This is a genomic window from Stenotrophomonas sp., from assembly GCF_032099025.1.
Lineage (GTDB): Bacteria > Pseudomonadota > Gammaproteobacteria > Xanthomonadales > Xanthomonadaceae > Stenotrophomonas.
In genome coordinates, this window is record NZ_DAMCID010000019.1 from 19,712 (window position 1) to 38,040 (window position 18,329).

17 protein-coding genes are annotated in these 18,329 nt (G+C 68.2%); 12 read left to right on the forward strand and 5 right to left on the reverse strand.

Annotated elements, in window-relative coordinates:
• The first annotated feature begins 108 nt into the window (after positions 1–108).
• Positions 109–1,188, forward strand: a complete 1,080-nt coding sequence (locus RT456_RS13850) for an aldo/keto reductase (protein WP_313347602.1) — start codon at positions 109–111, stop codon at positions 1,186–1,188.
• Here the strand turns inward: RT456_RS13850 and RT456_RS13855 are convergent.
• A complete protein-coding gene (locus tag RT456_RS13855; protein ID WP_313347604.1) occupies positions 1,185–2,024 on the reverse strand; it encodes a hypothetical protein in 840 nt (279 codons plus the stop codon). The two genes, RT456_RS13850 and RT456_RS13855, sit on opposite strands and share 4 nt — an antisense overlap.
• Positions 2,025–2,271: 247 nt before the next feature.
• Here RT456_RS13855 and RT456_RS13860 point away from each other — a divergent pair, with 247 nt between their 5' ends.
• On the forward strand, positions 2,272–2,679 hold the full coding sequence (locus tag RT456_RS13860) for a VOC family protein (RefSeq protein WP_313347606.1): 408 nt from the start codon (positions 2,272–2,274) through the stop codon (positions 2,677–2,679).
• 13 nt (positions 2,680–2,692) lie between these two features.
• Here RT456_RS13860 and RT456_RS13865 read toward each other — a convergent pair whose 3' ends face one another.
• Together RT456_RS13865 and RT456_RS13870 are read right to left on the reverse strand one after the other, a co-directional pair.
• The gene (locus tag RT456_RS13865) at positions 2,693–3,097 is read right to left on the reverse strand and encodes a hypothetical protein (protein WP_313347608.1); all 405 of its coding nucleotides are present in this window, start codon (positions 3,095–3,097) and stop codon (positions 2,693–2,695) included.
• A gap of 57 nt (positions 3,098–3,154) precedes the next feature.
• Positions 3,155–4,045: a LysR family transcriptional regulator gene (locus tag RT456_RS13870; RefSeq protein ID WP_313347610.1), complete on the reverse strand. Its 891-nt coding sequence runs from the start codon at positions 4,043–4,045 to the stop codon at positions 3,155–3,157.
• A 104-nt stretch (positions 4,046–4,149) separates the two neighbouring features.
• On the opposite strand from RT456_RS13870, the gene RT456_RS13875 reads away from it, so the two are divergent.
• Positions 4,150–5,202 (forward strand): NAD(P)-dependent alcohol dehydrogenase, encoded by a 1,053-nt coding sequence (locus tag RT456_RS13875; protein WP_313347611.1) that lies wholly within the window; start codon positions 4,150–4,152, stop codon positions 5,200–5,202.
• 245 nt (positions 5,203–5,447) lie between these two features.
• Here RT456_RS13875 and RT456_RS13880 read toward each other — a convergent pair whose 3' ends face one another.
• Entirely contained in the window at positions 5,448–6,812 is a 1,365-nt protein-coding gene (locus tag RT456_RS13880; RefSeq protein ID WP_313347613.1) for a glutamate--cysteine ligase, read from the reverse strand.
• Positions 6,813–7,031: 219 nt separating this feature from the next.
• Here RT456_RS13880 and RT456_RS13885 point away from each other — a divergent pair, with 219 nt between their 5' ends.
• Positions 7,032–7,856, forward strand: coding sequence for a helix-turn-helix transcriptional regulator (locus RT456_RS13885; RefSeq protein WP_313347615.1), 825 nt, complete (start codon positions 7,032–7,034; stop codon positions 7,854–7,856).
• A gap of 100 nt (positions 7,857–7,956) precedes the next feature.
• Positions 7,957–8,928 carry an MBL fold metallo-hydrolase gene (locus tag RT456_RS13890; protein WP_313347617.1) on the forward strand — a complete coding sequence of 324 codons (972 nt, stop codon included), beginning with the start codon at positions 7,957–7,959 and terminating at the stop codon, positions 8,926–8,928.
• 38 nt (positions 8,929–8,966) lie between these two features.
• Here the strand turns inward: RT456_RS13890 and yihA are convergent, their stop codons facing one another.
• Entirely contained in the window at positions 8,967–9,590 is a 624-nt protein-coding gene (gene yihA, locus RT456_RS13895) for a ribosome biogenesis GTP-binding protein YihA/YsxC (RefSeq protein WP_313347618.1), read from the reverse strand.
• Positions 9,591–9,745: 155 nt separating this feature from the next.
• On the opposite strand from yihA, the gene RT456_RS13900 reads away from it, so the two are divergent.
• The 7 genes from RT456_RS13900 (at position 9,746) to betA (ending at position 18,306) form a co-directional block, all read left to right on the forward strand.
• Positions 9,746–10,540, forward strand: a complete 795-nt coding sequence (locus RT456_RS13900) for a c-type cytochrome (RefSeq protein WP_313347619.1) — start codon at positions 9,746–9,748, stop codon at positions 10,538–10,540.
• A 118-nt stretch (positions 10,541–10,658) separates the two neighbouring features.
• Positions 10,659–11,306 (forward strand): thiol:disulfide interchange protein DsbA/DsbL, encoded by a 648-nt coding sequence (locus RT456_RS13905; protein ID WP_313347620.1) that lies wholly within the window; start codon positions 10,659–10,661, stop codon positions 11,304–11,306.
• Positions 11,307–11,415: 109 nt separating this feature from the next.
• Positions 11,416–12,246 carry a thiol:disulfide interchange protein DsbA/DsbL gene (locus RT456_RS13910; protein ID WP_313347622.1) on the forward strand — a complete coding sequence of 277 codons (831 nt, stop codon included), beginning with the start codon at positions 11,416–11,418 and terminating at the stop codon, positions 12,244–12,246.
• 53 nt (positions 12,247–12,299) lie between these two features.
• On the forward strand, positions 12,300–13,037 hold the full coding sequence (locus tag RT456_RS13915) for an endonuclease/exonuclease/phosphatase family protein (protein ID WP_313347667.1): 738 nt from the start codon (positions 12,300–12,302) through the stop codon (positions 13,035–13,037).
• 81 nt (positions 13,038–13,118) lie between these two features.
• Positions 13,119–15,098 carry a choline BCCT transporter BetT gene (gene betT, locus RT456_RS13920; protein ID WP_313347624.1) on the forward strand — a complete coding sequence of 660 codons (1,980 nt, stop codon included), beginning with the start codon at positions 13,119–13,121 and terminating at the stop codon, positions 15,096–15,098.
• 36 nt (positions 15,099–15,134) lie between these two features.
• Positions 15,135–16,607 (forward strand): betaine-aldehyde dehydrogenase, encoded by a 1,473-nt coding sequence (betB, locus tag RT456_RS13925; protein ID WP_313347626.1) that lies wholly within the window; start codon positions 15,135–15,137, stop codon positions 16,605–16,607.
• Positions 16,608–16,632: 25 nt separating this feature from the next.
• Positions 16,633–18,306: a choline dehydrogenase gene (gene betA / locus RT456_RS13930; RefSeq protein WP_313347628.1), complete on the forward strand. Its 1,674-nt coding sequence runs from the start codon at positions 16,633–16,635 to the stop codon at positions 18,304–18,306.
• The last annotated feature ends 23 nt before the right edge of the window (positions 18,307–18,329 follow it).

Here is an 18,329-nt window from a genome sequence, read left to right on the forward strand (position 1 = left end):
CCGGACAGGCCGGCTACCGCCCGGAGCGACCGCGCCGGAACAATGGCGGCCACTGCAGGGACGACCTCGTCCTTGCCTCCGACCCTTCCCGCCAAGGAGAACGCGCGCATGACCACTGCCACTTCGCTCGACCACTACCGCCTGCTGGGGCGCTCGGGACTGCGGGTCTCGCCGCTTTCGCTGGGCACCATGACCTTCGGCTCCGAGTGGGGCTGGGGCGCCGACGACGTGGAGGCACGACGCATCTTCGATGCGTATGTGGACCGCGGCGGCAACTTCATCGACACCTCGGTGAACTACACCAACGGCGCCTCCGAGCGGATGCTCGGCAGCCTGGTGAAGTCCCGTCGTGACCGGCTGGTGCTGGCCACCAAGTTCACCATGGCGCGCGATCCGTCCAACATCAATTCCGGCGGCAACCACCGCTACAACCTGGTGCGCTCGGTGGAAACCAGCCTGGCCCAGCTGGACACCGACCGCATCGACCTGATGTATATCCACGCCTGGGACTTCACCACGCGCCCGGACGAAGTGATGCGTGCGCTCGACGACCTGGTACGCGCCGGCAAGGTGGTGTACCTCGGCATCTGCAACACGCCGGCCTGGCAGGTTGCCGAGCTGCAGACCCTGGCCGACCTGCGTGGCTGGTCACCGCTGGTGGCCCTGCAGATCGAGTACAGCCTGGTTGAACGCACGGTGGAACATGAGCTGCTGCCCATGGCCGAGGCACTGGGGCTGGGCGTGCTGCCGTGGTCGCCGCTCGGGGGCGGCATCCTGACCGGCAAGTACGGCGCTGCCGATCTGTCGGACGACAACGATGCCGAGGTGTCCAGCAGCCGCAAAGGCGTGATCGCCTCCACCGGGCACCTCAACCGGCGTTCGCTGGCCATTGCCGACGTCGTCGGCGCGGTGGCGGAGGAACTGGGCGTATCGCGTTCGCAGGTGGCCATCGCGTGGACATTGACCCACCCGGCCGTGGTGTCGCCGATCATCGGCGCGCGCACGCTGGCCCAGGCGGAGGACAACCTGGGCGCGCTCGACGTCCACCTCAGTCCGGCGCACCTGGCCCGCCTGGACGAAGCCAGCGCGCCGGCCCCGATCTTCCCTGCCCGCTTCATCGGCCGGCCGATGGCGCAGCAGCTGATCTTCGGCACCTCCGCGCTGCGTACGCGGCGTCAGCCCGCCTAGAAGCGATACACGAAGCCCAATCGCAGGCCGGCGTCGGTGAAGTCCACGTTGCCGCTGAAGCTGTCCTTGACCGCATCGGCCTCGATCCTGGTGAAGGTGTAATCGAGCAGGAAGCCGGCGCGCTCCCACGGGAACCACTCCACGCCCGCGCGACCGAAGTAGACGTCGGCATCGACGTCATCCACGTCCGCCGAGAAGTAGCCGGCGTCGGCGGACACGCGCCATTGCTCGGCGGGGGTCCAGCGCCAGGCGCCGCCAATGGTCGGCGCCGGCACATCGGCCGATACCTTGCTGCTGACCGCGCCGCCGCCCTGGATGCCACCCGCATCCACATCCAGCGCGATGCCCAGCTCCATGCGGTACCAGACCAGGCCGACCCGCGGGCCAAGCGCCCAGCGCTCCTGCGATGCCGCCCACCAGGTGTACGAGGCCTCGTAGGCATCGATGTCCACGTCGGTGCGTACGGTGCTTGAGGCTGTGTAGCGCGTTCCATCGAAGTCGATATCGCGGTTGATCACGCGGGTGGCGTCGGCGCTCTGCGTGTAATAGGAGATGGCGAACTCATGGGCGTCCCACGGACGCCAGGTGAGACCGACGTTGGCCACCACGTTGTCGTTGCCCAGGCCCAGATCGCGGTGCAGGTTGATGTCGGTGCCCTGCCTGCCATCGCCATCTGCGCGGAGCTCGGTGTCGAACGAGGTGACGTAGCCGCTGATGCGTGCACTGAAGGTATCCAGCGGCTCAACCGCGCGTGCCTGCGGTGCGATGGCCAGCAGGGCCACGGTGGCGATGCCGAGGGTGAGGACGTTGGTGCGGAACGGCAGGGAGAGCAACATGGCTGGTTCTCCAGGGTGACCGAGCTCAGGGTGAACGTCAGGGTGTCCGCCAACTGGGCTCCATGGTCCCTCTGCGGCAACGCTTTGGAAAGGTGATTCAACGCGCTTTGGGTCAGTAAATGTACTGGCCTGTGCAGCCAGCCATGGGGTGGCTCTACGGGTTGTGCAGCCCGCCAACCGGTTCGCCGCCGTGGCGGGTTGCGGTGGCGCGGTACAGTGGCCGCTCCTGTCGCCCGCTGGCTGTCGCATGGACTTTCTGGTCAACATCGACGTCGACAACCTCGACACCGCGCTGGCGTTCTACACGCGCGCCTTCGGCCTGCGTGCGGGGCGACGCTTCGGTGCCGACGGGGTGGAACTGCTCGGTGGGCCCGCGCCAATCTACCTGCTGGTCAAGCCCTCGGGCACGTCGGCCACGCCGCAGGTGCGTGACCGGCGCGACTACCGGCGGCATTGGACGCCACTGCACCTGGACTGGGTGGTGGACGATCTGGATGCGGCACTGGCACGGGCCGTGGCCGCGGGCGCACGCGTGGAGCAGGCACCGGTGACGCACGCCTGGGGACGCATTGCCCTGCTTGCCGATCCGTTCGGCCACGGGTTCTGCCTGCTGCAGTTCCTCGGACGCGGCTACGACGCCATCAGCGGCGACTGATCAAGGCGAAGGGTCAGCGCGTCTTGAAGCGGTAGATCACCGAATCGGATGCGGGCCGCGCCAGCGACTGCCCCGCCACCGCCACCACGGGCAGCTCGTAGGCGCCGTTGCGCAGCAGGCCTTCATGCCTGAAGCGCGCATCGAACTGGGCTTCCACCGCGGGTTGGTCGATGTCGTGGTAACGCACCGGCACGTTGGCGGCCTGCAGGTCGGCCAGCATGCGCCGCGTAAAACCGCAGCCATCGCGGCCGTAGACATCCACTGCCGGGCCGCGCACGGTCTGCGCCGGCGGCACGGAGATCGGCATCGCTGCGGCGTCGCGGGCCAACTGCGCGCGCGACGGAAAGAACGTGCGCTTGGCGTGCAGCAGCCCGCCGGCCAGTCCCAGAATCATCAGCAGTACGATGGTGCGGTTCATCGACAGTCCGTGTCCCCATGCAATGCGGGCGACGCTATCACGCCGCCTGCCCCGGGCTCAATCGCCTTCGCGCAGCATGTCCACGAACGCACGCAGGGCCGACGACATCTGCCGCTGCTGCGGGTAGTACAGCACCCAGCCGGCGAACGGCTCGCTCCAGTCCTCCAGCACCGCCACCAGCCGGCCCTCGTCCAGATACGGGCGCGCCGCATCTTCCAGCACGTAGGCCAGGCCGAGGCCGTCGAGCACTGCCTGCAGGATGGTGTGCTGGTCGCCGAGGGTGAGCCGCCCGGGCACGTCGATGTCCAACGCCTGGCCATCGCGCTCGAACTGCCACTTGTACAGATGCCCGCTGGCGAAGCGGAAGCGCACGCACTCGTGCTGCGCCAGCTCGCGCGGATGCTGCGGCACCGCCCGCTCATGCAGATAGGCAGGCGACGCCACGATCAGCCCGCGCAGCGGCGGGCCGAGCGGCACCGCCACCATGTCCTCGGGCACGAACTCATGCAGGCGTACGCCGGCGTCGTATCCCTTGGCCACGATATCCACCAGGCCATCGTCCTGCGCCACCTCCAGCCGCACGTCCGGGTGGGCGCGCAGGAAACGGGCGAGGCGGGGACCCAGCTGGGTGTGCACCGCCGCGCGGGTGGCGTTGATGCGCAGCAGGCCGGCCGGCGCAGCACGGAAGTGATTCATCTCCTCCAGCGCGTCATGCACCTGGCCCAGCGCCGGCTGCAGGCGCTCGAGCAGACGCTGTCCGGCCTCGGTGAGCGCCACGCTGCGGGTGGTACGGTGGAACAGACCCACGCCCAGCCGTTCCTCCAGCGCGCGGATCGCATAGCTGACCGCCGAGGTGGACAAGGCCAGCTCCGCGCCCGCACGGCGGAAGCTGCGGTGACGGGCCACGGCCGCAAAGGCGGCCAGGTGGGTAAGGTTGTCAGTGGCCATGATTGTGCAGTCTGCCTTGATGAATCATGCCGATATATTGACTGTATACGCGCGGGTGGCGGGCGTATTGTAAAGCGCCTTTCCACAAATCCCAGGATAACCCCATGTCCCTCGCCCATGGCTATGCCGTGCACGACCAGACCGCGCCGCTGGTGCCGTTCTCCTTCGAGCGCCGCGCCGCAGGTCCCGACGACGTCCGCATCCAGATCCTCTACAGCGGCATCTGCCACTCCGACCTGCACCAGGCCCGCGACGACTGGGGCGGCGCGCAGTTCCCGATGGTGCCGGGCCACGAGATCATCGGCCGGGTCACCGAGGTCGGTGCCAACGTCACCCGCTTCAAGGTGGGCGACTTCGCCGGCGTCGGCTGCATGGTCGATTCCTGCCGCCATTGCGATGCCTGCGACCATGACCTCGAGCAGTACTGCGAAAACGGCCCCACCTACACCTACAACAGCACCGAACGCGGCAGCGACCAGCTGACCTACGGCGGCTATTCGGACCACATCGTGGTCGAGCAGCGCTTCGTGGTGAAGGTAGCCGACACGCTGGACCTGAAGGCCGCCGCGCCGCTGCTGTGCGCCGGCATCACCACCTACTCCCCGCTGCGCCACTGGAAGGTCGGCCCCGGCCAGAAGGTCGGCGTGATCGGCCTGGGCGGGCTGGGCCACATGGGCGTCAAGTTCGCCAAGGCGATGGGCGCCACCGTGGTGATGATCACCACCACCCCGGAAAAGGGTGCCGATGCCAAGCGCCTGGGCGCCGACGAAGTGCTGGTGTCGCGTGATCCGGCGCAGATGAAGGCGCATGCCAACAGCTTCGACTTCCTGCTCAACACCATCCCGGTCAGCCACGACACCAACCCGTACATGTCGCTGCTCAAGCGTGACGCGACCATGTGCCTGGTGGGCGTGATCACCGGCCTGGATCCCGCATTGATGGGCAGCAGCGTGATCTTCGGCCGCAAGCACGTCACCGGCTCGGCGATCGGCGGCATGGCTGAAACCCAGGAAATGATGGACTTCTGTGCCGAACACAACATCGTCAGCGATGTGGAAGTGATCGACATCAAGACTGTCAACGAAGCCTGGGCCCGCATGGCCAAGAACGACGTGCGCTACCGCTTCGTGATTGACATGGCAACGTTGGCGGCATAACGACGCCCGCACAGTCCGGCGTGCCACCCCGTAGAGCGACGCCATGCGTCGCTGCCCTTCCCCACCGCCCAACGAGATGCATGGGGGGCGGCCGACGGGTAGCCCCCGGAGGGACGCTAGAAAACATGGATGTTTTCTAGCAGCCTACAAGGACGTACTTGCGGCGTGTCCCGGAGGGGGCTGCCCGTCGGCCGCCCCGGCACGTAGAAATAGAAACGCCGCTCTCAGCGACCAACTGCAAAGAATCAGTAAGCAAACTGCTTGAACACCGGGTCCACGCTCTGGTTCCACTCACCGTGGTACAGCGCCAGCTTGCGATCGGCCGGGGTCAGACCGGAATCGACGATCTCCTGCAGCACCTCCAGGAACTTGCTTTCATCCTGGCCATCGGCATTGCGCGCCGCACGGCGCTTCAACCCGGCCACCGCGATCTTCAACGCTTCGCGCGACAGGTCCAGCACGGTGCCGTTGCGGAACGGCAACTTCAAGCCCTGCTTCGGCACGCCATCACGCAGGACATTGCGCTCCACCAGAGTGAAATCGCGGACCAGGTCCCACGCCGCATCCAGCGCCGCATCGTCATACAACAGCCCCACCCAGAACGCCGGCAGCGCACACAGCCGGCTCCACGGCCCCGCATCGGCACCGCGCATTTCCAGGTACTTCTTCAACCGTACTTCCGGGAACGCCGTGGTCATGTGGTCCGACCAGTCGCGCAGCGTCGGCAACTGGCCCGGCAGCACCGGCAGCTTGCCCACCATGAAATCGCGGAAGCTCTGCCCGCTCGCATCGTGGTACGTGCCGTCGCGGTAGGAGAAGTACATCGGCACATCGAGCAGGTAGTCCACGTAGCGCTCATACCCGAAGCCATCCTCGAACACGAAGTCGAGCATGCCCGTGCGGTCGTTGTCGGTGTCCGTCCAGATGTGCGAACGGTAACTCTGGAAACCGTTCGGCCTGCCTTCCGTGAACGGCGAATCGGCGAACAGCGCCGTGGCGATCGGCTGCAGCGCCAACGACACACGGAACTTCTTCACCATGTCCGCTTCCGTGGCGTAATCCAGGTTGACCTGCACCGTGCAGGTGCGGGTCATCATGTCCAGGCCCAGCGAGCCCACCTTCGGCATGTAGTCGCGCATGATGCGGTAGCGGCCCTTCGGCATCCACGGCATCTCCTCGCGCGTCCACTTGGGCTGGAAGCCCATGCCGAGGAAGCCCAGCTGCAGCTCCGCCGCCACCTGGGCCACTTCATTGAGATGCGTACCCGTCTCCACGCAGGTGTCGTGGATGCTTTCCAGCGCCGCGCCGGACAGCTCCAGCTGCCCCGCCGGTTCCAGCGTGACCGACGCGTTGTCGCGCAGCAGCGCGATCGTGTGCCCGTTCTCCTGCACCGGCGCCCAGCCGAACCGGGTCAACCCGGTGAGCAGCGCTTCAATGCCGCGCTCGCCATCGAACGTGGGCGGACGCAGGTCGTCCAGGCGGAAGCCGAACTTCTCGTGCTCGGTGCCGATGCGCCACTGCGCCTGGGGCTTTTCGCCGGAGGCCAACGTGGCGACCAGTTCGTTTCGGTCGGTGATCGGCGTCTCGGCGACGTGGCTGGGGCTCGACAAGGGAGGGCTCGCAGGGATTCTGGTCTGGACGGGGATGTGGGGCTCAACACCCCGCATCGCAAGGGCGCAGTATAGGGTGGCCGCTCCGGCCGTCATGCCACCGTGACGGTTTTCTGCATCCTACCGGGAACCCCTTGACGCTGCCGATACCCGGCGGCGCGTGCCCGCAGGCACGCCGGCACGGGCCGGCCAGTTGTTCGATACTGCACGGTAATGGACATGCCCCTCTACCCCGATCCCCTGTTGACCGAGATGGCCAGCCTGGCCGACTGCCAGCGCGCCGATGGTTACGCCTGCATCACCGCGCGCCGCGAGCACGGCGCGCAGTCCGTGGAGATTCCGCAGCCGCAGTTCGCCATCCTGCTGCAGGGGCGCAAGCAGGTGTCCACCGCGCATCAGTCGTTGCACCTGATGCCCGGCGACCTGTTCCTCATCACCCGGCGTTGCCGCATCGACGTGGTCAACACGCCCGATCCGCAGACCGGCCTGTACCTCAGCGCGATTGTGCCGTTGTGCGCCGAGGCACTCTCGGCGGCACGCACGCTGTGGAACGAACCCCTGCCCGACGCCGGCGACGCGCTGGCGAAACTGCCGCTCGGCGACCATGCCGACACGCTGCGCCAGTGGCGGCAGGCACTGGAACACGCGCAGTACAGCGAGGCGCGGCTGGCCTTGGCGGCGCTGGTGCTGGCGTTCTGCCGGCGCGGCCACGGCAGCCTGCTGGTGCCGCCCGAGCCCAGCCTGGGCGAGCGCATCCGCGACCTGATCGCCGCGCAGCCGGAGCGCGACTGGCAATCGCGTGATTTCGAAGCGCAGCTCGGCCTGAGCGGCGCAACGCTGCGCCGCCGGCTGGCCAATGAGCAGGCCAGTGTGCGCGAGCTGATCGCCGACGCGCGGTTGGCCCATGCAATGAACCTGCTCTACACCACGCAGCTGCCGCTGAAGACCGTGGCCGCGCGTGTCGGCTACCGCTCGCTGGGCAGCTTCAGCCGGCGCTTCGCGGCGCGCTACGGGCTGGAACCCGCCGCGATCGGCAACAGCTGACACCACGGCGAGCGGATCGCGGCGCATTCTGAGCGGAACGCGGCGCGGCCGGCGCGCAGCATGGGCACACCGCGGCGCTGCCGCCTGTATGGAAACTGCCATGTCCTTCCCCCGTATGCGCCTGCTTGCCGCCGCCCTGCTGCTGGCCGCTGGCCCTGCCCTTGCCACCACCACGCATCACCCGCAGGCGCAGGTGCCCGGCGTCTACCACCAGCAGGTGGGCGAACTGGAGGTCACCGCGCTGTTCGACGGCACCGTGGCACTGGGCCGTACCGAACTGGTCGGTATCGCGCCCGGCGCGGTGACCCGCCTGCTCGACCACCGCTATGTGCCCGAAGACGGCAAGGGCCTGCAGACCGCGGTCAACGCCTACCTGGTCCAGCGCGGCGATCACCTGACCCTGGTCGATACCGGCACCGCCGGCTGCTTCGGCCCCGGCCTGGGCCAGGTGCTTGGCAACCTGCGCAAGGCGGGCTACGACCCGGCCGAGGTGGACGACGTGCTGTTGACCCATGCGCACCCGGACCACCTGTGCGGCCTGCTCGATGCACAGGACCGGATCGCGTACCCCAATGCCACGGTATGGCTGTCCGAGGCCGATGCCGCCTACTGGCTGGACCCGGCCAGCGAGGCGGGCGCGCCACAGGGCGTGCGCTTCGCCTTCGCGCTGGCCCGCAAGGCCGTGGCGCCGTACGTGGCGTCGGGCTCGCTGCGCCGCTTCAGCCCCGGCCAGGCGTTGCCGCAAGGGGTGACCGCGCTGGACAGCCATGGCCATACCCCGGGCCATGTGTCGTGGAAGCTGGACGGCGGCAACGGGCAGTCACTGCTGGTGTGGGGCGACATCGTGCATTTCCATGCCGTGCAGTTCGCCCAGCCCCAGGCCGCGTTCGACGCCGACAGCGACCGCACGGCCGCCATCGCCAGCCGCCGCACGATGATGGCGCAGGCCGCCGACCAGGACTGGTGGGTGGCCGGCGCACACCTGCCGTTCCCCGGGCTGGGCCATGTGCGCCGCGAAGGCGATGCGTTCGCGTGGGTGCCGGGCGAATACGCGCCGTTGCCGACGCGGTAACACCCGACCGTTGGTCGGGTGGCCGATTCGGTGGCCGGTTACGGCGCCTCGGGCGCCGGCGGGTTCAGTCCCAACCACCCGCCGATGATCCCGCGGGCCTCGTCGACACCCTGGCGGGCGGGGCCGGAGAAGGTCTGCACGCTCACGGTGTCGCCGAAGGAGGACTGCAGCTCCTTGCGCACCTTCTGCAGGGCGATGCCCTGCTGGCCACGGCCGAGCTTGTCGGCCTTGGTCAGCAGCGCGTGCGCGGGAAGCCCGCGCTGCACCGCATAGGCCAGCATCTGCCGGTCGTAATCCTTGAGCGGGTGGCGGATGTCCATCACCACCACCAGCCCACGCAGGGCCTCGCGGGTGCGGAAGTACTGGTCGATGAAGGCCTGCCAGTGCGCCTGCAGGTCCAGCGGCACCTTGGCGTAGCCGTAGCCGGGCAGATCGACCAGCTTGGCGTCCGGGGTGACTTCGAAGAACACCAGCTGCTGGGTGCGGCCGGGGGTCTTGGAGACCCGGGCCAGGCTGTTCTGGCGGGTCAGGGCGTTGAGGGCACTGGATTTGCCGGCGTTGGAGCGGCCGGCAAAGGCCACTTCGGCCCCCACATCGTCCGGCAATTGCCGGGTATTGTGGGCCGAGAGCAGGTAATGGGCACGTTCGAGGAGCAATGACATGGGCATAGGATCGCATGTCCGGGGCGGCCGCGTGCTGTCGGCGGCGGGTTTTGCCGCACTGCCGCGTTGACCCCGGCGTGAAACGGCATGGATAATCGGCCGATCCCCGCGAGTGCAGCCTGCACCCGCCAGGCCGGTCCACACGGAGCTTCCGCATGCGCCATGCTCGCGTTCTTGCCGTTTCCGCTGTTGCTGTCTCGTTGCTGGCTGCCGTTGCGGTCGCCCAGACCTCGATCACCCCGCTGCCGGACAACGGGCCCATAAGGACTGCCTCGCTCGACGTCGATTTCAGCAAGACCACCTGGGGCGATGCCAAGGCCGGCCAGACCAAGGCAGCCGCGTGCGCGGCCTGCCATTCGGCCGACGGCAATGCCACGGTGGAGATGTACCCGAGCATCGCCGGGCAGAGCGAACGCTACGTGGCCCAGCAGATCGCGCTGATCGCCAACGGGCAGCGCACTTCCGGCGCCTCGGCGGCGATGGTGCCGTTCGTGCAGGACCTCACCCCGCAGGACATGCGCGACATCGGGGCGTATTTCGCCACGCAGAAGGCCAGCGCCGGGCTTGCCGACGACAGCGTGGTCAGCGAAGGGCCGTACAAGGACAGGAAGTTCTACGAGATCGGCCAGCAGCTCTATCGCGGCGGCGATGCCCAGCGCGGCATTCCGGCGTGCATGGCCTGCCACGGTCCGACCGGCGCGGGCAACCCGGGGCCGGCCTACCCGCACATCGGCGGCCAGCACGCCTCCTATGTGTCGCGCCGGCTGCAGGAGTACCAGGCCGGGGTCACCCAGGAAACCGACAAGGCCCACTTCCAGATCATGGCCAGCATTGCCAAGTCGCTGACCGAGCAGGAGATCCAGGCGCTCGGCAGCTACCTGCAGGGCCTGCACAACCGCGCCGACGACGTCGCGGCGGCGGCGGCAGCAGCGCGGCCGGCGGCGCCCTGAGGGCCACGCGTGCCGATCCGGGACCGATGACAGATGCGCCCCGCCCAGGCGGCGGGTTATGTTCACCGCCACGCCGGCACTGGGCCGGCGTTGTTTTTTCCGATGGAGATGGAAGTAGATGACGTTGATGCCCCGCCTGATGCTGTTGCTGCTGGCCCTGAGCCCCCTGTCCGCGCTGGCCGCGCCCGCCCCCGCCGCACTGGTGGAAGGCGACGATTACGAGGTGATCGCCACACCGGGTCCGTTCGCGCCGCTGGCCGGCAAGATCGAAGTGGTGGAAATGTTCGGCTACACCTGCCCGCACTGCGCCCATTTCGAACCGCAGCTGGAGGCATGGGCGAAGAAGCTGCCCAAGGACGTGCGCTTCACGCCGGTTCCGGCCGCGTTCGGTGGCCCCTGGGATTCCTTCGCACGCGGCTATTACGCGGCCGACCAGCTGGGCGTGGCCAAGCGCAGCCATGCGGCCATGTTCGACGCGCTGCATGAGAAGCGCACGCTGCCGATGCAGAACATCTCCCCCGACGAACTGGCGGGCTTCTACAAGGACTACGGCGTGACCGCCGAGCAGTACACCGCCGCCCTCAAGAGCCCGGCGGTCGAGCAGAAGGTCATCGTGGCGCGGGACTTCGCGCGCCGCACCAAGGTGCCGGGCACCCCGGCGCTGGTGGTCAACGGCAAGTACCTGGTGAAGGGCGACTCGTTCGAGGACATGCTGCGCAACACCGACGCCCTGATCGCCCGCGAGCGCGCCGCGAAGGCTCGCTGAACCATCACGCACCCTGCACGCGGCGCCTCGGTGACCGCGTGTCATCATGCCCCCCTGGCTGGCGCCCGACGCGCCGGCCCCAACATGTCCACCTGCTGGAGACGCTTCGATGAAGACCCGTTTCGCCCTCATTCTGATGGCACTGCTGCCGATCCTGGCCGCGTGCAAGGCCCAGGACGGCACCGCCAACACGGCGGCCCCGACCGAACCGACCACCCCGAGCGCCGCACCGGCTGCCGGCACTGCGCCGACCACGCCTGACGCCGCTCCGGCCGCCAGTGGCGAAACCGCCGCTGCCGAGACCGCCGCTGCCGACGCCACCACCCCGGCACCGGCACCTGCTTCGTCGCAGCCGACCGGTCCGGCCCCGGTGGAAGGCACCGATTACCTGGTGATCGCCGACGGCAAGCCGTTCCAGCCGGCCACCGGCAAGATTGAAGTGGTGGAAGTCTTCGGCTTCGTCTGCCCGGCCTGCGCCGCGTTCCAGCCGCTGATCGGGCCGTGGAAAGCCGGCCTGCCGAGCGACGTGAACTTCGTGTACGTGCCGGCCATGTTCGGCGGCACCTGGGACAACTACGCCAAGGCGTTCTACGCCGCACAGGCGCTGGGCCTGGAAGACAAGACCCATGAAGCGCTGTACACCGCCATCCACGCCGACCAGAGCCTGAAGGGCGAGCGCGGCCGTGACTCGGTCGAAGACATCGCCAACTTCTACGCCAAGCACGGTGCGGATCCGAAGCAGTTCGCCGCCACCATGTCCAGCTTCGCGGTGACCGCCAAGACCAATGCCGCCAAGAAGTTCGCGCTGGCCAGCAAGATCGAAGGCACCCCGTCGGTGATCGTCAACGGCAAGTACCTGGTCAAGGGCAAGAGCTTCCCCGACATGCTGCGCATCGCCGATCACCTGATCGCGCGCGAACGCGCCGCCATGGCGCACTGAGTTCCCAAGAGCCCGCAACCGCCGTGACTTCCCCCAACACGCGGACGCTGCGCCTGCTGACGGCCAACATCCAGGCAGGCTCAAGCACCCGCCGGTACAGCGACTATGTGACCCGCAGCTGGTCGCATGCGCTGCCGGCGGGACGCAAGCGCACCAGCCTGGATGCCATCGCCCAGCTCGCCCGCGGCCATGACATCGTGGGCCTGCAGGAGGCCGACCCCGGCAGCCTGCGCTCGGGCTTCACCAACCAGACCCACTATCTGGCCGAGCGCGCCGGGTTCAATTACTGGAGCCACCAACCCAACCGCCGCATGGGCGGGGTGGCTTCCAGTGCCAATGGCCTGTTGAGCCGGCTGGAGCCGGTGGAAGTCCAGGACCATGCCCTGCCCGGCCGGATCGGCGGGCGCGGCGTGCTGCTGGCCAAGTTCGGCGACGGCACCCGCGGCCTCGCGGTGGCGGTGGCGCACCTGTCGCTGGGCACCAATTCGCGGATGTCGCAATTGGCATTCATCGCCGACCTGCTGTCCGACCATCCCAACGCGGTGCTGATGGGCGACTTCAACTGCCTGGCCGAGCGACCGGAAATGCAGGTGCTGTACCAGAAGACCACCCTGCAGCCGCCCGGCTGCGCGGTGCCCACCTTCCCCAGCTGGCGCCCGGATCGGGCCATCGACCACATCCTGCTCAGCACCGGCCTGCAGCAACGCAGTGCCGAGGCGGTGCCGGCCGCATTCTCCGATCACCTGGCGCTGGCCATGTCGATCGACGTGCCCAGCGAGGCCTTGCGGTAAGGGGTGTAAACAGGGTGTCCACAGTACGTATGCGCTAATGCTCGGCGTCTGCCGGCAACGGCACTGTGAGCCCCTTCATCCATGAGCATCGTGGAGACGCCTCCCAGCGAGGTGCGCACGCTTCGACCCGTCTTCCTGCTTGCCGCCACCGTCGTGGCGGCATTTGCCATTCTGGTCACCGCATTTCCCGTTCCGTCCGGCGTGCTGCTGCTGGAGGCGCAGACGTGGGCGTCGCGCAACGTCGGCTGGTACTACCTGCTGGCCATGACCCTGTACCTGGTGTTCGTGGTGGGCGTGGCGCTGTCCGGCTATGGCCAGGTGAAACTCGGTGCGGACCATGACGAGCCGGAATTCAGCTACCTTTCGTGGGCCGGCATGCTGTTCGCTGCCGGGATCAGCATCACGCTGTTCTTCTTCTGCGTCTCCGAGCCGCTCACCCACTACCTCATGCCGCCACAGGGCGGCGTCGGCAGTGGCGAGGCCAGCGCGCGCCAGGCCATGCAGCTGCTGTTCCTGCACTGGGGCCTGCACGGCTGGGGCGTGTTCGCGCTGGCCGCCATGGCGCTGGCCTACTTCGCCTACCGCCACAACCTGCCGCTGGCATTGCGCTCGGCGCTGTACCCGTTGATCGGCAAGCGCATCAACGGCCCGATCGGCTACACCGTGGACGCGCTGGGCATCGTGGCCACCGTGTTCGGCCTGGGTGCGGACATGGGCTTTGGCGTGCTGCACCTCAACGCCGGCTTGAACACCCTGTTGCCGGTGCCGCACGCGGCGTGGGTGCAGGTGGGGCTGATCGTGCTGATGATGGGCGCGGCGATCACCGTGGCGGTGTCGGGCGTGGAGAAAGGCGTGCGCTGGATGTCGGACATCAACATGCTGCTGGCCATCGCGCTGCTGCTGTTCATGCTGTTCGCCGGGCCGACGCAGTACCTGCTGAGCACCTTCATGCAGAACCTCGGCGACTACTTGGGCAACGTGGTCGGCAAGAGTTTCGACGTGTACGCCTACGGCGGCCGTGCCGACTGGCTGGGCAACTGGACGGTGTTCTACTGGGCCTGGTGGATCGGCTGGGCACCGTTCGTGGGGCTGTTCATCGCGCGCATCTCGCGTGGCCGCACCATTCGCGAGTTCGTGCTCGGCGTGCTGCTGATCCCGCTCGGCTTCACCCTGGCGTGGCTGTCGATCTTCGGCAACAGCGCACTGGACCAGGTCCTGCACCACGGCCAGGGACACCTGGCGCAGATGGCCGTGGATAACCCGCCCACCGTGCTGTACGCACTGCTGGACGGCTATCCCTGGAGCCGCACGCTGATCACCGTCACCGTGATCGTCAGCTTCATCTTCTTCGTCACCTCCGCCGACTCCGGCACCGTGGTGCTTTCAACGCTGTCCTCGCATGGCGGCGCGCCCGAGGACGATGGCCCGCGCTGGCTGCGCGTGTTCTGGGGCGTGATGACCGCGCTGGTTACCGCGGGGCTGCTGCTCGCCGGCAGCATGGACGCGCTGAAGTCCGCCGTGGTGCTGGCCTCCTTGCCGTTCTCGGTGGTGTTGCTGCTGATGATGTGGGGCCTGACCCGAGCGCTGGGCGAGGAGTCGCAACGCAGGAAGGCGTCGCAGTACTCGCCCGTTCCGCTGGCCGGGCAGTCGCGCCACCAGCGCGGCTGGCGCCAGCGCATCACCCAGGCCGTGCACTTCCCGGTCCGCGACGAGGTGTACCGCTTCATGGACACCGACGTGCGCCCAGCGATCGAGGCGGTGGCCACGCAGCTGCGCGAACAGGGCCTGGACGTGCACACCCACTTCGAGCCGGGACAGATGGAGCTGATGGTGGACCACGGCGAACAGCAGGTCTTCCGCTACCAGGTGGTGATGCGCGGCTACCTCACTCCCTCCTTCGCCGCGCAGCGCTTCCGCAACCAGCGCTACTACCGCGCCGAGGTCCACCTCTATGAAGGTGGGCAGGATTACGAGCTGGTCGGCTACAGCCGCCAGCAGATCATCAACGACATCATCGACCAGTACGAGCGCCACCTGCAGTTCCTGCATCTGACCCGTTGAACCCGCTGGTCTCCCGACGCAACAGGAGTCATCGACATGTCCTCCCTTCCCGACCAGCTGCTGTACATCGGCGGCCGCTACGTTCCCTCGCAGGGCAACCGCACCTTCGAGGTGGTCAACCCGGCCACCGGCGAGGTGCTGGCCAAGGTGCACAGCGCCAACAGCGACGATCTCGACGCCGCGGTGGAAGCCGCCCAGGCCGGCCAGAAAGTGTGGGCCGCGCTGACCACGGTGGAGCGCTCGCGCATCCTGCTGCGCGCGGTGGCGCTGCTGCGCGAGCGCAACGATGCGCTGGCCGAACTGGAAACCCTCAACACCGGCAAGCCGCTCAGCGAGACGCGCACGGTGGACATCGTCACCGGCGCCGACGTGCTGGAGTACTACGCCGGGGTGATGCACGGGCTGGAAGGCAGCCAGGTGCCGCTGCGCGAGGGCAGCTTCTTCTACACGCGGCAGGAGCCATTGGGCGTGGTGGGTGCGATCGGTGCGTGGAACTACCCGATCCAGATCGCGCTGTGGAAGGCCGCACCCGCGTTGGCCGCCGGCAACGCGATGATCTTCAAGCCCAGTGAAGTCACCCCGCTCACGGCGCTGAAGCTGGCCGAGCTCTTCACCGAGGCTGGCCTGCCCGATGGCGTGTTCAACGTGCTGCCCGGCGACGGCGCAGGCGTGGGAACGGCGCTGACCGAGCACCCCGGCATCGAGAAGATCTCGTTCACCGGTGGCACCAGCACCGGCCGCAAGGTGATGGCCAGCGCCTCCAGTTCCACGCTCAAGGAGGTCACCATGGAGCTGGGCGGCAAGTCGCCGCTGATCATCTGTGCCGACGCCGACATCGGGCTGGCCGCCGACGTGGCGATGATGGCCAACTTCTACAGCGCCGGCCAGGTCTGCACCAACGGCACCCGCGTATTCGTCCCGCACAGGCTGCTCGCGGACGTCGAGCAGGCGCTGAGCGAGCGCGTGGCGCGCATCCGCATCGGCGACCCGCTTGATGAGGACACCAACTTCGGCCCGCTGGTCAGCGCCGCGCACATGCGCCGGGTGCTGGAGCATATCGACAGCGGCAAGACCGAGGGCGCGCGGCTGGTCTGCGGCGGCACGCGCCTGGGCGACGGTGCACTGGGCAAGGGCTGCTACGTGGCGCCGACCATCTTCAGCGACTGCCGCGACGACATGCGCATCGTGCGCGAGGAGATCTTCGGGCCGGTGCTCAGCCTGCTGTCGTATGAAGACGAAGCCGAGGCGGTGCAGCGTGCGAACGCGACCGAGTATGGCCTGGCCGCCGGCGTGGTGACCCGCGACCTCAGCCGTGCGCACCGCCTGATCCACCAGCTGGAGGCCGGCATCTGCTGGGTCAACTGCTGGGGCGAGTCGCCGGCGACGATGCCGGTGGGTGGCTACAAGCAGTCCGGTGTGGGCCGCGAAAACGGACTTGCCACGCTGCGCGCCTACACCCGCACCAAGTCCATCCAGATCGAGCTGGACCGCTACGCATCGGTGTTCTGAACCGGCCTGACCAGGAGACCCCGCAATGAAGCGCGAGTACGACTACATCATCATCGGCGCCGGCTCGGCCGGCAACACACTGGCCGCGCGCCTGACCGAGGACGCCGGCGTCAGCGTGCTGCTGCTGGAGGCCGGCGGGCCGGACTACCGGCTCGACTTCCGCACCCAGATGCCTGCGGCGCTGGCCTACCCGCTGCAGGGCCGGCGCTACAACTGGGCCTATGAGACCGAGCCGGAACCGCACATGGACAACCGGCGCATGGAGTGTGGGCGCGGCAAGGGCCTGGGCGGCTCCTCGCTGATCAACGGCATGTGCTACATCCGCGGCAACGCGCTGGACTTCGACCAGTGGGCCACGTTCGATGGCCTGGAGGACTGGAGCTACCTCGATGTGCTGCCGTACTTCCGCAAGGCCGAGACGCGCGACATCGGGCCCAACGATTATCACGGCGGCGACGGCCCGGTCAGCGTGGCCACCCCGAAGAACGACAACAACGTGCTCTTCCACGCCATGGTCGAGGCCGGCGTGCAGGCCGGTTACCCGCGCACCGACGACCTCAACGGCTACCAGCAGGAAGGCTTCGGCCCGATGGACCGCACCGTGACCCCGCGCGGCCGCCGCTCCAGCACCGCCCGCGGTTACCTGGACATGGCCAAGGGCCGGCCGGGGCTGAAGATCGTCACCCACGCCACCACCGACCGCATCCTGTTCGCCGGCAAGCGCGCGGTGGGCGTGCGTTACCTGACAGGCAACAGCGCGACGCCCATCGACGCCGAGGCACGCCGTGAGGTGCTGCTGTGCGCCGGCGCCATTGCATCGCCGCAGATCCTGCAGCGCTCCGGCGTGGGCGCCCCGGCGCTGTTGGCCGCCCTGGGCGTGCCGCTGGTGCACGACCTGCCCGGCGTGGGCGAGAACCTGCAGGACCACCTGGAGGTGTACATGCAGTACGCCTGCACCAAGCCGGTGTCGCTGTACCCGGCGCTGCAGTGGTGGAACCAGCCGGCGATCGGCGCGGAATGGCTGTTCGCCGGTACCGGCGTCGGTGCCAGCAACCAGTTCGAGGCCGGCGGCTTCATCCGCACCCGCGACGACTTCGCGTGGCCCAACATCCAGTACCACTTCCTGCCGGTGGCGATCAATTACAACGGCACCAACGCGGTGAAGGAACATGGCTTCCAGGCACATGTGGGTTCGATGCGCACGCCCAGCCGCGGCCGGGTGCACGCACGTTCGCTGGACCCGCATGCGCATCCGTCGATCCTGTTCAACTACCAGTCCACCGACCAGGACTGGCAGGAGTTCCGCGATGCCATCCGGATCACGCGGGAGATCATCGCCCAGCCTGCGCTGGACGAATACCGCGGGCGCGAAATCAGCCCGAGCGCCGACTGCCGCACCGACGCGGAACTGGACGCGTTCGTGCGCGCCCGGGCGGAGACGGCTTACCACCCCTCCTGTTCGTGTGCGATGGGGAGCGATGCGATGAGCGTGGTGGACGGCCAGGGCCGCGTGCACGGCATGCAGAACCTGCGCGTGGTGGACGCCTCGATCATGCCGCGCATCATCACCGGCAACCTCAACGCCACCACGATCATGATCGCCGAGAAGATCGCCGACCGCATCCGCGGGCGCGCGCCGTTGCCGCGCAGCGAAGCGACGTACTACGTCGCGGGGGATGCGCCGGTGCGGCGCGTGTAGATAAGGCGCAGGGGGATCCGCTG

Coding starts and splice junctions, on each gene's coding strand:
- RT456_RS13850 (WP_313347602.1), top strand. CDS start 109: ATGACCACTGCCACTTCGCTCGACCACTACCGCCTGCTGGGGCGCTCG.
- RT456_RS13855 (WP_313347604.1), bottom strand. CDS start 2,024: ATGTTGCTCTCCCTGCCGTTCCGCACCAACGTCCTCACCCTCGGCATC.
- RT456_RS13860 (WP_313347606.1), top strand. CDS start 2,272: ATGGACTTTCTGGTCAACATCGACGTCGACAACCTCGACACCGCGCTG.
- RT456_RS13865 (WP_313347608.1), bottom strand. CDS start 3,097: ATGAACCGCACCATCGTACTGCTGATGATTCTGGGACTGGCCGGCGGG.
- RT456_RS13870 (WP_313347610.1), bottom strand. CDS start 4,045: ATGGCCACTGACAACCTTACCCACCTGGCCGCCTTTGCGGCCGTGGCC.
- RT456_RS13875 (WP_313347611.1), top strand. CDS start 4,150: ATGTCCCTCGCCCATGGCTATGCCGTGCACGACCAGACCGCGCCGCTG.
- RT456_RS13885 (WP_313347615.1), top strand. CDS start 7,032: ATGCCCCTCTACCCCGATCCCCTGTTGACCGAGATGGCCAGCCTGGCC.
- RT456_RS13890 (WP_313347617.1), top strand. CDS start 7,957: ATGTCCTTCCCCCGTATGCGCCTGCTTGCCGCCGCCCTGCTGCTGGCC.
- yihA (WP_313347618.1), bottom strand. CDS start 9,590: ATGTCATTGCTCCTCGAACGTGCCCATTACCTGCTCTCGGCCCACAAT.
- RT456_RS13900 (WP_313347619.1), top strand. CDS start 9,746: ATGCGCCATGCTCGCGTTCTTGCCGTTTCCGCTGTTGCTGTCTCGTTG.
- RT456_RS13905 (WP_313347620.1), top strand. CDS start 10,659: ATGACGTTGATGCCCCGCCTGATGCTGTTGCTGCTGGCCCTGAGCCCC.
- RT456_RS13910 (WP_313347622.1), top strand. CDS start 11,416: ATGAAGACCCGTTTCGCCCTCATTCTGATGGCACTGCTGCCGATCCTG.
- betT (WP_313347624.1), top strand. CDS start 13,119: ATGAGCATCGTGGAGACGCCTCCCAGCGAGGTGCGCACGCTTCGACCC.
- betB (WP_313347626.1), top strand. CDS start 15,135: ATGTCCTCCCTTCCCGACCAGCTGCTGTACATCGGCGGCCGCTACGTT.
- betA (WP_313347628.1), top strand. CDS start 16,633: ATGAAGCGCGAGTACGACTACATCATCATCGGCGCCGGCTCGGCCGGC.